Source organism: Micromonospora lupini str. Lupac 08 (genome assembly GCF_000297395.2).
GTDB lineage: Bacteria > Actinomycetota > Actinomycetes > Mycobacteriales > Micromonosporaceae > Micromonospora > Micromonospora lupini.
On sequence record NZ_HF570108.1, the window covers coordinates 5882718 to 5898092 of the forward strand.

The 15375-nt window shown below is 67.3% G+C and carries 9 protein-coding genes and 3 rRNA genes; 4 read left to right on the top strand and 8 right to left on the bottom strand.

Annotation, left to right across the window (positions count from 1 at the left end; translation table 11 throughout):
* Window positions 1–64 precede the first annotated feature (64 nt).
* Window positions 65–1684 carry a VOC family protein gene (locus MILUP08_RS27860; RefSeq protein ID WP_007464089.1) on the top strand — a complete coding sequence of 540 codons (1620 nt, stop codon included), beginning with the start codon at window positions 65–67 and terminating at the stop codon, window positions 1682–1684.
* 42 nt (window positions 1685–1726) lie between these two features.
* Here the strand turns inward: MILUP08_RS27860 and MILUP08_RS27865 are convergent, their stop codons facing one another.
* The 3 genes from MILUP08_RS27865 to MILUP08_RS27875 are packed head-to-tail and all read right to left on the bottom strand — an operon-like array spanning window position 1727 to window position 6092.
* Window positions 1727–2146: a DUF4233 domain-containing protein gene (locus tag MILUP08_RS27865; RefSeq protein WP_007464090.1), complete on the bottom strand. Its 420-nt coding sequence runs from the start codon at window positions 2144–2146 to the stop codon at window positions 1727–1729.
* Window positions 2143–3477 (bottom strand): bifunctional folylpolyglutamate synthase/dihydrofolate synthase, encoded by a 1335-nt coding sequence (locus MILUP08_RS27870; RefSeq protein WP_007464092.1) that lies wholly within the window; start codon window positions 3475–3477, stop codon window positions 2143–2145. The genes MILUP08_RS27865 and MILUP08_RS27870 overlap by 4 nt, the downstream gene beginning before the upstream one ends.
* Window positions 3474–6092: a valine--tRNA ligase gene (locus MILUP08_RS27875; protein WP_007464094.1), complete on the bottom strand. Its 2619-nt coding sequence runs from the start codon at window positions 6090–6092 to the stop codon at window positions 3474–3476. The genes MILUP08_RS27870 and MILUP08_RS27875 overlap by 4 nt, the downstream gene beginning before the upstream one ends.
* A 69-nt stretch (window positions 6093–6161) precedes the next feature.
* Between MILUP08_RS27875 and MILUP08_RS27880 the strand changes: the two genes are divergently transcribed.
* Window positions 6162–6848 carry a hypothetical protein gene (locus tag MILUP08_RS27880; RefSeq protein WP_007464096.1) on the top strand — a complete coding sequence of 229 codons (687 nt, stop codon included), beginning with the start codon at window positions 6162–6164 and terminating at the stop codon, window positions 6846–6848.
* A 93-nt stretch (window positions 6849–6941) separates the two neighbouring features.
* On the opposite strand, the gene rrf is transcribed toward MILUP08_RS27880, so the two are convergent.
* The 3 genes from rrf to MILUP08_RS27895 form a co-directional block, all read right to left on the bottom strand.
* Window positions 6942–7058, bottom strand: a 5S ribosomal RNA gene (gene rrf / locus MILUP08_RS27885).
* An 85-nt stretch (window positions 7059–7143) separates the two neighbouring features.
* Window positions 7144–10252, bottom strand: a 23S ribosomal RNA gene (locus MILUP08_RS27890).
* Between the two features lie 387 nt (window positions 10253–10639).
* Window positions 10640–12153 (bottom strand): 16S ribosomal RNA (locus MILUP08_RS27895).
* The 16S, 23S and 5S rRNA genes sit together here, the layout of an rRNA operon.
* Window positions 12154–12787: 634 nt before the next feature.
* Here MILUP08_RS27895 and MILUP08_RS27900 point away from each other — a divergent pair.
* Entirely contained in the window at window positions 12788–13012 is a 225-nt protein-coding gene (locus tag MILUP08_RS27900; protein WP_007464098.1) for a hypothetical protein, read from the top strand.
* Between the two features lie 4 nt (window positions 13013–13016).
* Here the strand turns inward: MILUP08_RS27900 and MILUP08_RS27905 are convergent, their stop codons facing one another.
* Window positions 13017–13814, bottom strand: a complete 798-nt coding sequence (locus MILUP08_RS27905) for a carbon-nitrogen hydrolase family protein (RefSeq protein ID WP_007464101.1) — start codon at window positions 13812–13814, stop codon at window positions 13017–13019.
* 39 nt (window positions 13815–13853) lie between these two features.
* Window positions 13854–14687, bottom strand: a complete 834-nt coding sequence (locus MILUP08_RS27910; RefSeq protein WP_007464103.1) for a DMT family transporter — start codon at window positions 14685–14687, stop codon at window positions 13854–13856.
* Window positions 14688–14728: 41 nt separating this feature from the next.
* Between MILUP08_RS27910 and MILUP08_RS27915 the strand changes: the two genes are divergently transcribed.
* The gene (locus tag MILUP08_RS27915; RefSeq protein WP_007464105.1) at window positions 14729–15349 is read left to right on the top strand and encodes a helix-turn-helix domain-containing protein; all 621 of its coding nucleotides are present in this window, start codon (window positions 14729–14731) and stop codon (window positions 15347–15349) included.
* Window positions 15350–15375: the final 26 nt, after the last annotated feature.

The window sequence follows — 15375 nt, forward strand, 5'->3', positions numbered from 1 at the left end:
CGGCCGGTCTTTCCCCCGGTGGCCGATCCGGCCTAGCCTGGCCCTGACCCCCGGGAGGTCCACTGTGGCGAATGGCGGGAACCGGCCCATCGCGCCGGTACGCAAGCTCATCGGCACGGTGCTCGGCACCGTGGCCACCTTCGTCGTCCTCTTCGGGCTGGGGATGACCAGCTGGGCCATCGTGGCGCTCGGGGTCGCCCTGCTGGTGCTGGCGATCGCGCTGGCCACCGTACGCGGCGGCGGGCGCACCTGGGTGGTGGGCGTGGCGCACGTGCACAGCGCCTCCGAACCACCCACCCAGTACGCGTTCGGCCGGTGCGAGCTGCAACTGGTCATCGACGCGCCCGGCCTGCCGCCCCGATCCAAGAAGATCATCGAGCCGCGGGTGCCGGTCTCGAAGTGGCCGTCGCTGGGTCAGACACTGCCGATCCGGGTCGCGCTGGACGACCAGCGGCACGTCAAGGTTCTCTGGGACGAGGTGCCCACCCACGCCGAGACCGCCGCGGCCGTGGCCGACCTCCCACCGGAGTTCGGCGACATCGACGCCGTGGAGGACGTGCTCATCCAACAGGACGCCCCGCCGTGGGCGGACCGCGCGACGGACGACGACTTCCGGGACGACTACCGGGATCCGCGCGACGGTGACCCGTTCCGCGACCCGCGCGGCGGTGAGGTGTTCCGCGACGCCCGCGATGGTGACCCGTTCCGCGACGCCCGCGACGGTGACCCGTTCCGCGACCCGCGTGGCCCCGACGTGTTCCGCGACCCGCGTGGCCCGGATCCGCTGCGCGACGACCCGGCGGGCGCACCCGACGAGCGCGAGCCGGTGGTGATGAGCCAGAGCCCGGGCGGCCCGGTGGTGCTCGAAGGCGTCGTCGTCGAGCCGCAGACCGGCCCGGGGCTGCCCCGACGGGCCACCCCCGCACCGCGCCCGCCGGCGGAGGAGCACTTCGACCAGCCCGGCGCGGACCCGCTCGCCCCGCTCGACGACCGCGTGGACCGACCCGACGACCGTGTCGACCCGGGGCCCGACGACCGCTTCGGCCTGGGGCCCGACGACCGCTTCGAACCGGGGCCCGACGCCCGGCCCACGACCGCCGAGGACCGCCTCGACCCGCCCGTCGCGCCGCGCGTCGACCCACCTCCGGCGCAGCGCACCGGCCCGGTCGCCATGGACCCACTGGATCCGCTGGACCTGCCGCTTGACGATCCGACCCCGACCGGGACGGCCCGCGAGACCGTCACCGCCGAGGACCTGGACGAGGCGATCTTCGGGTACGACGGCGCGTCCGCGGCTGATCCGGCCGGCCCGATCAGCGGTGTCGGCCTGACCCTGCTGGTCACCGACCTGTCCCGGTCGCTCGGCTTCTACCGCGACATGCTCGGCTTCACCGAGGTCGACCAGGGCGCCGGCAATGCCGTGCTCGCCTCCGGCACGACCCGGCTGGTGCTGCGCGAGGTGACCGGGGCGGCGCCGATCAGCCGCCGGCTGGTGCACGTCAACCTCGAGGTGGACGACATCGAGGCGGCGTACGGCCGGCTGCGCGATTCGGGCGTCCGCTTCACGTACGCGCCCCGGGTGGTCAACCGGGGCAGCAGGCTGGAGGTGTGGGCGGCGGCCTTCCGGGACCCGGACGGCCACGGCATCGCCCTCACCCAGTGGCGCGAGCGCGCCGACGCCTGATCCGGCCCGGTCCCCCGGGCATCGCCGGCCCGGGTCTGGGCGTCAGCCGAGGATGACCCGGCGGACGTGCAGGGCGTACGCCCAGACCAGGGCGAAGATGATGCCGAGCACGAGCAGCGACCAGTGCAGCAGACCGGCCAGGATCAGCAGGCCCTGCAGCACGGTGCCGGCGTTCCAGGCCCAGGGGCGGCGCATCATGCCGGCGAGCAGGATGGCGGCCACCGCCAGGGCCACCACCGCAGCGATCGCGGCCCCGCCGAGGTCGCCACCGACCACCCGGATCGGCTGGATGGCCAGCAGCAGCACGAGCGCCTCCAGGCTGAGCGTCCCCGCGCCCAGCCCGCGTACCGCCCGCTCGGGGTTGCGCAGCCCGGACCGCCGCGCCGGGCCGGCGCCCGGCTCCCCCTCCGGGATCTCGGCGGGGTCCCTCGTGGTGTGCGGGTCCTGCTCCGGGCCGGTCATCGCTTGAACAGCCGGCGGGCGTCGGCCACCGTGACCACCGAACCGGTCACCAGGACCCCGACGCCGCTGAGCTCACCGGGGACGTCCTCCTCGGCCAGCGCGACCGCCAGCTCGATCGCGTCCGGCATCTCCTCGGCCACCTCGACGCGCTCCTCGCCGAAGATCTCGGCGGCCAGCGCGGCGAGTTCCTTCGTCGGCATCGCCCGCGGCGAGCTGTTGCGGGTCACCACCACGACGTCGGCCACCGGCTCCAACAGCTCCAACAGGCTGCTCGCGTCCTTGTCGGCGAGCACGCCGACAAGCGCCACCAGCTTGCTGAACGCGAACTCCTCCTGGAGGGCGGTGACTGTCGCGGCCATGCCGTGCGGGTTGTGCGCGCCGTCGAGCAGGACGGTCGGGGCATTGCGGACCCGCTCGAGCCGGCCGGGTGAGCTGGCCATGGCGAAGCCCTCCCGGACGGCCTCGACGTCCAACTGCCGTCGGGCCCCGGCACCGAGGAACGCCTCCACCGCGGCGAGCGCCACCGCGGCGTTCTGCGCCTGGTGCGCGCCGTGCAGCGGCAGGAACACGTCGTCGTAGACGCCCCCGAGGCCCTGCAGTTTGAGCACCTGCCCGCCGACGGCGACCGCCCGGCTCAGGACCCCGAACTCGCCGCCCTCGCGGGCGATGGTGGCACCCACCTCGGCGCAGCGTTCGAGGAGGGGACGCGCGGCCTCCTCCTCCTGCGCCGCGGCGATCACCGTGGCGCCCGGGTGGATGATGCCGGCCTTGGCCAGCGCGATGTCCTGGAGGGTGTCGCCGAGCCACTCGGTGTGGTCGAGGCCGATCGGGGTGATCACGCAGACCCCGGCCTGGATGACGTTCGTGGCGTCCTCGGCGCCGCCGAGCCCCACCTCGACCACGGCGATGTCGACAGGCGCGTCGGCGAACGTGGCGAACGCCAGCGCGGTGGTCATGTCGAAGTACGTCAGCGGCTCGTCCGACCGTGCGTCGACCAGCTCCGCAAGCGGCTTGATCTCCTGGTAGACCGCAGCGAACCGCTCCTCGCTCACCGGCTCGCCGTCCAGGCTGATCCGTTCCCGCACGGTCTCCAGGTGCGGGCTCGTGTACCGGCCGGTGTGCAGCCCGAACGCCCGCAGCAGCGAGTCGATCATCCGTGCGGTGGAGGTCTTGCCGTTGGTGCCGGTCAGGTGGATCGCCGGGTATGCCCGCTGCGGGCTGCCCAGCAGGTCGAGCAGCGACTCGATGCGGTCCAGCTCGAAGACCATGCGGGTGAACCCGCGGGCGTTCAGCTCGGCCTCGGCGGCGGCGAAATCGGTACGGTCGGTCACGAGGGCAGTGTCTCCAGAGCAGCGGTGATCCGGACCAGGTCGGCCTCGGCGGTGGCGAGCCGGTCGCGGATCTTCGCGACGACCGGCTCGGGGGCCTTGCCGATGAAGGCAGGGTTGTCGAGCTTCGCCCGGGCCTGCGCGATCTCCTTCTCGGCCGCCGCGCGGTCCTTCGTCAGCCGGGCCCGCTCGGCGGCCACGTCGATCGACCCCCGGGTGTCCAACGCGACACCCACCGCGCCGGGCATGGCCAGCGTGGCGCTGGCCTGGAAGTCGTCACCGGCCGGGTCCAGCCGGACCAGCGAACGGATCAGCGGCTCGTGGGCCGCGATACCCGCGCCGGCCAGCCCGTCCAGGCGGGCGGCCACCCGCTGCGTCGGACGCAGCCCCTGGTCGGAACGGAACCGGCGGATCTCGGTGACCACCCGCTGCACGCCGGCCAGCTCGGCCTCGGCGGCGTCGTCGACGAGCGCCCGGTCGGCCACCGGCCAGGCCGCTGCCTGCACCGTCTCGCCGCCGGTCAGCGCGACCCACAGCTCCTCGGTGACGAACGGGATGACCGGGTGCAGCAGCCGCAACAGTTGGTCGAGCACGTGTCCGAGCACCCGCCGGGTGGCGTCGGCCCGCTCGCCGCCCTCGGCGAGCACCGGCTTGCTCAGCTCCACGTACCAGTCGCAGACGTCGTCCCAGGCGAAGTGGTAGAGCAGGTCGCACACCTTGGCGAACTCGTACGCCTCGAACTGCTCGTCGACCTCGGCGGTGACGTGCGCCAGCCGGGACAGGATCCACCTGTCGACGGTGGAGAGCTGCTCGACGGGCGGCAGGTCACCAGTGGTGTGCGCGCCGTTCATCAGGGCGAACCGGGTGGCGTTCCAGAGCTTGTTGCAGAAGTTGCGCGAGCCCTGGCACCACTCCTCGCTGACCGGCACGTCCTGGCCGGGGTTCGCGCCCCGCGCCAGGGTGAACCGGGTGGCGTCGGCGCCGTACCTGTCGATCCAGTCCAGCGGGTCGACCACGTTGCCGAACGACTTCGACATCTTCTTGCCGAACTGGTCGCGCACCATGCCGTGCAGCGCGACCACGTCGAACGGCGGCCGGCCGTCCATCGCGTAGAGGCCGAACATCATCATCCGGGCGACCCAGAAGAACAGGATGTCGTACCCGGTGACCAGCACGCTCGTCGGGTAGAACTTCGCCAGGTCCGGGGTCTGCTCGGGCCAACCGAGGGTGGAGAACGGCCACAGGCCGCTGGAGAACCAGGTGTCCAGGACGTCCTCGTCCTGGTGCCAGCCCTCGCCGGTCGGCGCCTCCTCGTCCGGGCCGACGCAGACGATCTCGCCCGCCGGGCCGTACCAGACCGGGATGCGGTGCCCCCACCACAGCTGGCGCGAGATGCACCAGTCGTGCATGTTGTCGACCCAGGCGAAGTAGCGCTTGGCCAGCTCCGCCGGCTCGATGCGGACCCGACCGTCGCGGACCGCGTCGCCGGCGGCCTGCGCGAGCGGAGCGGTGTTGACGAACCACTGGAGCGACAGCCGCGGCTCGACTGTCGTCTTGCAGCGGGAGCAGTGCCCGACCGCGTGCACGTACGGGCGCTTCTCGGCGACGATCCGGCCCTGCTCGCGCAGCGCGGCCACGATCGCCGGCCGCGCCTCGAACCGGTCCAGGCCCTCGAACGGGCCGGGCACGGTGATCACGCCGCGCTCGTCCATCACGGTGAGCGCGGGCAGGTCGTGGCGCTGGCCGATCTCGAAGTCGTTCGGGTCGTGCGCCGGCGTCACCTTGACCATGCCGGTGCCGAAGCTCGGGTCGACGTGCGCGTCGGCGACGATCGGGATCCGCCTGCCGGTGAGCGGCAGCTCGACCTCCGTGCCGATGAGGTGCTGGTAGCGCTCGTCGTCGGGGTGCACCGCGACCGCGGTGTCGCCGAGCATCGTCTCGGCCCGGGTGGTGGCCACCACGACCTCGTCGCTGTAGCGGATGGAGATCAGCTCACCGTCGTCGTCGGTGTGCTCGACCTCGATGTCGGAGAGCGCGGTGAGGCAGCGCGGGCACCAGTTGATGATCCGGTTGGCCCGGTAGATGAGGCCGTCGTCGAAGAGCTTCTTGAAGATGGTCTGGACGGCGCGGGTCAGCCCCGCGTCCATGGTGAAGCGCTCACGGTCCCAGTCGACGGAGTCGCCGAGGCGGCGCATCTGGCCGAGGATGGCGCCGCCGGACTCGGCCTTCCACTGCCAGACCCGCTCGACGAACTTCTCCCGGCCGAGGTCGTGTCGGGAGAGACCCTCGGCGGCGAGCTGACGCTCCACCAGGTTCTGGGTGGCGATGCCGGCGTGGTCCATGCCGGGCAGCCACAGCGCCTCGAAGCCCTGCATCCGCTTCCGCCGGGTCAACGCGTCCATGAGCGTGTGCTCGAACGCGTGGCCCATGTGCAGCGAGCCGGTGACGTTCGGCGGCGGGATGACGATGGTGAAGGGGGGCTTGTCGCTGTCGGCGGAGGCCCGGAAGTGCCCAGCGGCTACCCACTGCTCGTACCGTCGCTGCTCTACCTCACCGGGCTGGTACTGGCCGGCGAGGGTCGGGGCGTCGGGGCGTCGGGCATCCAGTCTCTCGGTCACCTGACAAGTCTACGGAGGGCTTCCGCGGACCTGACGTGCGCCACCTGTCGTTCGCGTACGGTGTCGGCTATGTCCGACGCACATCTCACCCAACGTTCGCTCGACGACAGTCGCGAGCCGGTCGAGCTGACCGAGGAGCCGATCCAGCTGAGCACCCGGGACACCGGGGGCGACCCCGACGAGGGGTCCGGCGGCTGGTCCCGGCGCCGCAAGATCGGTTGGACGGTCGCGCTGGTCGTTGGTCTCGCGGGTGCGAGCGTGCTGGGGGTCGGCGGGTGGCGCGTGGCGCAGCAGAAGGACACCCGGCTGAGTTCACCCGACCAGGTGGCGGGGTTGACCCGGGACGACAGCGAGCGAGCCAAGAGCACTGCGGACTATCTGCGCAGCGGCCTGGCCGCCGACATCGAGCTGGACCGCAGTTTCGGCACCGTCTACCGCGATCCCGCCGATGACAAGCGCTCGGTGCTGATCTTCGGCGGCACCACGCTGCTCTGGCAGCCCGAGCGCGACCTGGACAGCCTCTTCGGCCTGATGTCCGACGAGACCGGCGCGGTGACCGGCCTGCGCGAGGTGCCCGCCGGCGACCTGGGTGGCGTCATGAAGTGCGGCAGCACCAGCGGCGACGGTGGCGACTTCGCGGTGTGCGGCTGGGCGGACCACGGCAGCGTCGTGATGGCGATGTTCCCCGGTAGGTCGGTGACCGACGCCGGTGCCCTGTTCCGCGACCTTCGCGGGGACATGCAGACCCGCGGCTGACCCGCGCCCGTCAGACCCGGCCGCCGGCATCGGTGCCCGTGTGGGGACGCAGAAAAGCCCACCCCGGATCGGGGTGGGCTTTTCTGAAAGATTGTCCGGCGGTGTCCTACTCTCCCACACCCTCACGAGTGCAGTACCATCGGCGCTGGAGGGCTTAGCTTCCGGGTTCGGAATGTAACCGGGCGTTTCCCCTCCGCCATGACCGCCGTAACTCTATGAACATATCAAACAACCCCGGCACACAGTCACGGGTGTTCGCTTGTTCAGAGTTGCACAGTGGACGCGTAGCAGCTTAGTAGTCAAGTCCTCGGCCTATTAGTACCGGTCAACTGAACCCGTTACCGGGCTTACATTTCCGGCCTATCAACCCAGTCGTCTAGCTGGGGGCCTTACCCCACCAAGGTGGGTGGGATACCTCATCTTGAAGCAGGCTTCCCGCTTAGATGCTTTCAGCGGTTATCCCTTCCGAACGTAGCTAACCAGCCGTGCCCATGGCGGGACAACTGGCACACCAGAGGTACGTCCGTCCCGGTCCTCTCGTACTAGGGACAGCCCTTCTCAGGTATCCTGCGCGCACGGCGGATAGGGACCGAACTGTCTCACGACGTTCTAAACCCAGCTCGCGTACCGCTTTAATGGGCGAACAGCCCAACCCTTGGGACCTGCTACAGCCCCAGGATGCGACGAGCCGACATCGAGGTGCCAAACCATCCCGTCGATATGGACTCTTGGGGAAGATCAGCCTGTTATCCCCGGGGTACCTTTTATCCGTTGAGCGACACCGCTTCCACTCGCAAGTGCCGGATCACTAGTCCCGACTTTCGTCCCTGCTCGACCTGTCAGTCTCACAGTCAAGCTCCCTTGTGTACTTGCACTCAACACCTGATTGCCAACCAGGCTGAGGGAACCTTTGGGCGCCTCCGTTACCCTTTAGGAGGCAACCGCCCCAGTTAAACTACCCACCAGACACTGTCCCTGAACCGGATAACGGTCCGAAGTTAGATACCCAAATCAACCAGAGTGGTATTTCAAGATTGCCTCCACCCATACTGGCGTATGGACTTCACCGGCTCCCACCTATCCTACACAAGCTAATTCGAGTACCAATGTCAAGCTATAGTAAAGGTCCCGGGGTCTTTCCGTCCTGCCGCGCGTAACGAGCATCTTTACTCGTACTGCAATTTCGCCGGGCCTGTGGTTGAGACAGTGGGGAAGTCGTTACGCCATTCGTGCAGGTCGGAACTTACCCGACAAGGAATTTCGCTACCTTAGGATGGTTATAGTTACCACCGCCGTTTACTGGCGCTTAAGTTCTCCGCTTCGCCCCGAAGAGCTAACAGGTCCCCTTAACGTTCCAGCACCGGGCAGGCGTCAGTCCATATACATCGAATTACTTCTTCGCATGGACCTGTGTTTTTAGTAAACAGTCGCTTCCCCCTGCTCTCTGCGGCCATACAACGCTCCACCCGCGCGGGGCTTCACGTCTCCGGCCCCCCTTCTCCCTAAGTTACGGGGGCAATTTGCCGAGTTCCTTAACCACAGTTCGCCCGATCGCCTCGGTATTCTCTACCTGACCACCTGTGTCGGTTTGGGGTACGGGCCGCTAAGAACTCGCTAGAGGCTTTTCTCGGCAGCATAGGATCACTGACTTCACCTGAATCGGCTCGGCATCACGTCTCAGCCTTCATGCGTCGCGGATTTGCCTACGACACGGCCTACACGCTTACCCCGGCACAACCACCGGCCGGGCTCAGCTACCTTCCTGCGTCACCCCATCGCTTGACTACTACCCATCAGGTTCCCACGCTCCCCACCATCCGTCCGAAGACATCAGGCAGTTCGGGTGGTTAGCACAACGAGGTTCATCAGGGACGCTCTTTCGCGGGTACGGGAATATCAACCCGTTGTCCATCGACTACGCCTCTCGGCCTCGCCTTAGGTCCCGACTCACCCAGGGCGGATTAGCCTGGCCCTGGAACCCTTGGTCATCCGGCGGAAGGGTTTCTCACCCTTCTTTCGCTACTCATGCCTGCATTCTCACTCGTGCCGCGTCCACAACTGGGTCACCCCGCTGCTTCACTCGCGGCACGACGCTCCCCTACCCATCCACACACCTGCACAAGGAATCAAGTCCAAGCGAGGTTAAAATGTGAATGCCACAGCTTCGGCGGTGTGCTTGAGCCCCGCTACATTGTCGGCGCGGAACCACTTGACCAGTGAGCTATTACGCACTCTTTAAAGGGTGGCTGCTTCTAAGCCAACCTCCTGGTTGTCTATGCGACCCCACATCCTTTTCCACTTAGCACACGCTTAGGGGCCTTAGCTGGTGATCTGGGCTGTTTCCCTCTCGACTACGAAGCTTATCCCCCGCAGTCTCACTGCCGCGCTCTCACTTACCGGCATTCGGAGTTTGGCTGATTTCGGTAAGCTTGTGGGCCCCCTAGACCATCCAGTGCTCTACCTCCGGCAAGAAACACGCGACGCTGCACCTAAATGCATTTCGGGGAGAACCAGCTATCACGGAGTTTGATTGGCCTTTCACCCCTAACCACAGGTCATCCCCCAATTTTTCAACATTGGTGGGTTCGGCCCTCCACGCGGTCTTACCCGCGCTTCAGCCTGCCCATGGCTAGATCACTCCGCTTCGGGTCTAGGACACGCGACTGAATCGCCCTATTCAGACTCGCTTTCGCTACGGCTCCCCCACACGGGTTAACCTCGCCACATGCCACTAACTCGCAGGCTCATTCTTCAAAAGGCACGCCGTCACCCCGCAAGGCTCCGACGGATTGTAGGCGAACGGTTTCAGGTACTATTTCACTCCCCTCCCGGGGTACTTTTCACCATTCCCTCACGGTACTTGTCCGCTATCGGTCACCAGGAAGTATTTAGGCTTACCAGGTGGTCCTGGCAGATTCACGGCAGATTTCAGGGGTCCGCCGCTACTCGGGAACACCCACAGAAGGTCAGCAACTTTCACCTACCGGACTTTCACCGTCTACGGTCAGCCATTCCAGACTGTTCGACTAGCCACTGACTTTGTAACTCCTCAAACAAGTGTCAGCTTGTTTAGCGGGGTCCCACAACCCCGACCACGCAACCCCTGACAGGTATCACACGCAGCCGGTTTAGCCTCAATCCGCTTTCGCTCGCCACTACTCACGGAATCACTATTTGTTTTCTCTTCCTACGGGTACTGAGATGTTTCACTTCCCCGCGTTCCCTCCACACACCCTATGTGTTCAGGTGTGGGTGACACCACATGACTGGTGCCAGGTTTCCCCATTCGGACACCCTGGGATCACAGCTTGGTTGACAGCTCCCCCAGGCCTATCGCGGCCTCCCACGTCCTTCATCGGCTCCTGGTGCCAAGGCATTCACCGTTCGCCCTTGACAACTTGACCACAAAGATGCTCGCGTCCACTGTGCAATTCTCAACAAACGACCAACCCACAACCCGATCCGCCCCACACCAAACCCAACACGCAGTTGGCGGTATGTGGGGCCAGGCCATGCCTGGCAGACTCCCAGCCCCCCACAACGGGAGGGCCGGCCAAGTCTCCGAAAAAACAACCAACGGTTGTTCCTTCAGGACCCAACAGGGTGCTTACATCCTCCCCCAGCCGCACCAGAAGCCACCGTTCCCACCACACCCGAAGGAGTGGCTGTACTAGGCGCCGCCGGCCGTTGCCAGGGCAAAACTTGCCAGTGTCTCCGCCATTCGAGCACCCCACCACCACATTCGGGCAGCGCGGGCTCCTTACCGACTTTCGTCGGAAGGTGCTCCTTAGAAAGGAGGTGATCCAGCCGCACCTTCCGGTACGGCTACCTTGTTACGACTTCGTCCCAATCGCCAGCCCCACCTTCGACGGCTCCCTCCACAAGGGTTGGGCCACCGGCTTCGGGTGTTGCCGACTTTCGTGACGTGACGGGCGGTGTGTACAAGGCCCGGGAACGTATTCACCGCAGCGTTGCTGATCTGCGATTACTAGCGACTCCGACTTCACGGGGTCGAGTTGCAGACCCCGATCCGAACTGAGACCGGCTTTTTGGGATTCGCTCCACCTCACGGTATCGCAGCCCATTGTACCGGCCATTGTAGCATGCGTGAAGCCCTGGACATAAGGGGCATGATGACTTGACGTCATCCCCACCTTCCTCCGAGTTGACCCCGGCAGTCTTCGATGAGTCCCCGCCATAACGCGCTGGCAACATCGAACGAGGGTTGCGCTCGTTGCGGGACTTAACCCAACATCTCACGACACGAGCTGACGACAGCCATGCACCACCTGTGACCGCCCCCGAAGGACCCCCCATCTCTGGAGGTTTTGCGGCCATGTCAAACCCAGGTAAGGTTCTTCGCGTTGCATCGAATTAATCCGCATGCTCCGCCGCTTGTGCGGGCCCCCGTCAATTCCTTTGAGTTTTAGCCTTGCGGCCGTACTCCCCAGGCGGGGCGCTTAATGCGTTAGCTGCGGCACAGGGAACCGGAGAGGCCCCCCACACCTAGCGCCCAACGTTTACAGCGTGGACTACCAGGGTATCTAATCCTGTTCGCTCCCCACGCTTTCGCTCCTCAGCGTCAGTATCGGCCCAGAGACCCGCCTTCGCCACCGGTGTTCCTCCTGATATCTGCGCATTTCACCGCTACACCAGGAATTCCAGTCTCCCCTACCGAACTCTAGCCTGCCCGTATCGACCGCAGGCTTGGGGTTGAGCCCCAAGTTTTCACGGTCGACGCGACAAGCCGCCTACGAGCTCTTTACGCCCAATAAATCCGGACAACGCTCGCACCCTACGTCTTACCGCGGCTGCTGGCACGTAGTTGGCCGGTGCTTCTTCTGCAGGTACCGTCACTCTCGCTTCGTCCCTGCTGAAAGAGGTTTACAACCCGAAGGCCGTCATCCCTCACGCGGCGTCGCTGCATCAGGCTTCGCCCATTGTGCAATATTCCCCACTGCTGCCTCCCGTAGGAGTCTGGGCCGTGTCTCAGTCCCAGTGTGGCCGGTCGCCCTCTCAGGCCGGCTACCCGTCGTCGCCTTGGTAGGCCATCACCCCACCAACAAGCTGATAGGCCGCGAGCCCATCCCAAGCCGAAAAACTTTCCACCCCCAGCCATGCGGCCAGAAGTAATATTCGGTATTAGCCCCGGTTTCCCGGGGTTATCCCAAAGCTTGGGGCAGGTTGCTCACGTGTTACTCACCCGTTCGCCGCTCGAGTACCCCGAAGGGCCTTTCCGCTCGACTTGCATGTGTTAAGCACGCCGCCAGCGTTCGTCCTGAGCCAGGATCAAACTCTCCAACAAAAAATAGTTGAACAGCATCCTGACAACAAACAAATGTTGCCAAAGGAATCCCAACCAGCCAAACCAAAGCCTGACCAGTCCGGGGTATAAATCATAATTGGCACTGGCTTTACAAGCACCCTGTTGAGTTCTCAAAGAACAACCACACACCGATCAGAAGCCCCACATCCGTGGAACCCCGTTTCGGGGCAACCGCTCAAACCTACTTGGTCGAACTTTCATTGTCAACCTCGTATCCGAGGCGATCAATCTGGTTCGTCCGGACCCACGATGACGCACGCCGTACCCGGCGGTCGTTGCTGTCGTGGGAAGCCGCAGACCGGCCGATCACCGCTTCGCGGCTCTCCGCCCGGCTCCTGCCGGCTCCAGAACTCTACCCGGTCGGCTTCGCGTTCGCAACTCCGTTTCCGGAGTGTTCCGCACCGCCCGATCCTCAGTCTCGCTCGGCGTTCCCGCCACGAGCCTGATGCCCGGTCTCGGCCAGTTCGTCCGGCCTCCCCCGTGCAGAGAGAAAGTTACGCGGACCGCCCGGAGAAGGCAAATCAGGGTTCATCACTGGTTCGGTCGAGCGGATCGGCGCGGTCTGCGCCGCGGTCGGCGACGCGGCGCGCGCCGTCGTGCCAGAGTGTCAGGCATGGATGAGTCCGGGCTGGACGCCACGGTGTTTGCCGAGGAAGCGCTGCTCGGCGTCCTCCTGCCGTTCTGGCAGCTGGTGATCGGCGCGGTCGTGCTTGTCGTCCTGGTGCTCTCGGTGGGACGGCTGGCCCGCCGGGGCAGATCCCGGATGACCACCGCCCTGCTGGTCACCGCCGTGGTGATCGCCGGCCTCGCGACGATCGGCGTCCTGCTGGAGGGGTGAGCGCTCAGAGCCGGCGGTTGGCCAGGCTGGGCAGCTCGGCCCGGATCGCGGCGAGGCGGTCGAGGTCCAGGTCGGCGACGGCCACCCCGGAGCCGTCCGGCAGTTGCGTGAGGACCGTCCCCCACGGGTCGACCACCATGCTGCGGCCGAAGCACGTGCGGCCGGGCTCGTGGTCGCCCGTCTGACCGGCCGCCGCCACGAAGCACTGGTTCTCGATGGCCCGGGCCCGCAGCAGGACCTCCCAGTGGTCCCGCCCGGTGTGCAGCATGAACGCCGCCGGAACCACCAGCAGGTGGGCGCCGCCCTCGGTGGCGAGTTGCCGGTACAGCTCCGGGAAGCGCAGGTCGTAGCAGATCGACAGCCCGACCCGGAGACCCTCCACGTCCACGACGACGGGTTGGTCGCCGGGCGCGACGCTCGCCGACTCCCGGTAGGAGACCCGGCCCGGGATCTCCACGTCGTACAGATGGATCTTGCGGTAGGTCGCGGCCAGGCTGCCGGCGCGGTCGAAGACCAGCGACGTGTTCCAGGTGTGCTCCCGGTCCGGGCCGGCCTCGTGGAACGACCCGGCCACCACCCACATGCCCAGCCGCCGGGCGACACCGGCGAAGAAGCTGCCCACCTCACCGTCGACCGGCTCCGGTTCGGGCAGACCGGCCGCGGGGCCGAGATAGTCGACGTACTCCGGAAGGATCGCGAGGTCCGCGCCGCCGTCGGCGGCGCGTTCCAGCAGCACCTCGGCGGCGGCCAGGTTGGCCTTGCGGTCATCCCGGGCGTTGAGCTGGCAGACGGCGACGCGCATGGCCCCAGAGTACGGCCGGGACGGCCGGCGCGGACAGCGTCAGATGCTCGCGAGCACCAGCGCCCCCGCGGCGAACCCGAGGCCGGCGATCTGGACCGGCCGCAGCCGTTCCCTGTCGACGGCGAGCGCGAGCAGCACCGTGCTGGCGGGGTAGAGCGCGGCGACCGCCGCCACGATGCTGAGGTGACCCCGCGCGGCGGCGGCCATGAAGAGCGCGTTGGCGGCGCTGTCGAGCAGACCGGCGACGGCCGCCCAACCCAGCACCCGCCGGTCGAGCCGAAGCCGCACCCCGGTGCCGGCGGCGAGGATGAGGCCGAACGCGATCGAACTGGCTCGGACCGCCGCCACCGGCCACATGCCGGCGCTCTCGCCGGCCTGGCCAAGCAGCGTGAAGAAGACGCCGAAGAGCGCGCCGGCGGCGAGGGCCAGGCCGACCAGCCGGGCGGGAGCGCCGGAACCGCTGCCCCCCTCGCCCAGACTGACCAGGGCGATCGCCACCACCGCCAGGCCGGCGCCGGTGAGCGCCAGCGCGCCGGGGAAGCTCGACGTGAACAGGCCGGCGACGATCGGCACCACCGCGGCGGTGATCGCGGTGACCGGCGCCACCACGGCCATCATTCCGCCGGCGAGGGCCCGGTAGAGCAGCATGACGCCGCCGGCGCCGGCCACGCCGGCGAGCAGCCCCCAGGCGATGTCGGCGACGGTAGGTGTCCCGGGTACCACCAGCACCAGAGCTACCAGCAGGGGGACGCTCAGCAGTTGGGAGACCACTGTCACCGCGATCGGGTCCGCCCAGCGGGACGCCTTGCCGCCGGAGAAGTCGGCGGTGCCGAACGCGATCGCGGACACCGCTGCCAGGAGAATGGGTAGCATGCCACTGTCGTACCACAATAGTGACCGCGAAGGATAGTTTGATGACCGACACAGGTGGCCGGGTGGGCGCGGTGACCGCCGCCGTGGCCCGGCAGGTACGGGAACTGCGCGCCGCCCGGGGCTGGTCCTTCGAGGAGCTGGCCGGCCGCTCCGGGGTGAGCAAGGCGATGCTCGTGCAGATCGAGAGCGCGCGCACCAACCCCAGCGTCGGCACGTTGTGCCGGGTCGCCGACGCGTTCGGCGTCAACATCGCCCGTCTCGTGGAGCCCGACGAGGAGCGGACGGTGCGGATCAGCTCCACCGCCGAGGCGCCAGTGCTCTGGCAGGGCGAACACGGCGGCACCGGCCACCTGCTGAGCGGGCTGGGCGAGCCCGACCTGGTCGAGCTCTGGGACTGGCGGCTGGAGCCCGGCGAAGGGCACCGCTCCGCCGACCACCCCCGCGGCACCCGCGAGGTGCTGCACGTCCTCACCGGCACGGTGATCGTCAACGTCGACGGGCAGGACCACGCCGTCCGGGCCGGTGACACGATCGAGTTCCACGCCGACCGGGAGCACGGCTACCGCAACGACGCCGCGGAGCGGGCCCGGCTGATGATGGTGACTGTCACCCCGTCGGGCGAGTGGGACCGCCGGACACGGTCACGCCGGCCGCGTCAGTAGCGAACGGCCGGCGTGACGCGGGGAGG

Excerpts from the sequence above, each read along its gene's own strand:
- MILUP08_RS27865 (WP_007464090.1), bottom strand. The coding sequence starts at position 2,146 with ATGACCGGCCCGGAGCAGGACCCGCACACCACGAGGGACCCCGCCGAG.
- MILUP08_RS27880 (WP_007464096.1), top strand. The coding sequence starts at position 6,162 with ATGTCCGACGCACATCTCACCCAACGTTCGCTCGACGACAGTCGCGAG.
- MILUP08_RS27900 (WP_007464098.1), top strand. The coding sequence starts at position 12,788 with ATGGATGAGTCCGGGCTGGACGCCACGGTGTTTGCCGAGGAAGCGCTG.
- MILUP08_RS27905 (WP_007464101.1), bottom strand. The coding sequence starts at position 13,814 with ATGCGCGTCGCCGTCTGCCAGCTCAACGCCCGGGATGACCGCAAGGCC.
- MILUP08_RS27910 (WP_007464103.1), bottom strand. The coding sequence starts at position 14,687 with ATGCTACCCATTCTCCTGGCAGCGGTGTCCGCGATCGCGTTCGGCACC.
- MILUP08_RS27915 (WP_007464105.1), top strand. The coding sequence starts at position 14,729 with ATGACCGACACAGGTGGCCGGGTGGGCGCGGTGACCGCCGCCGTGGCC.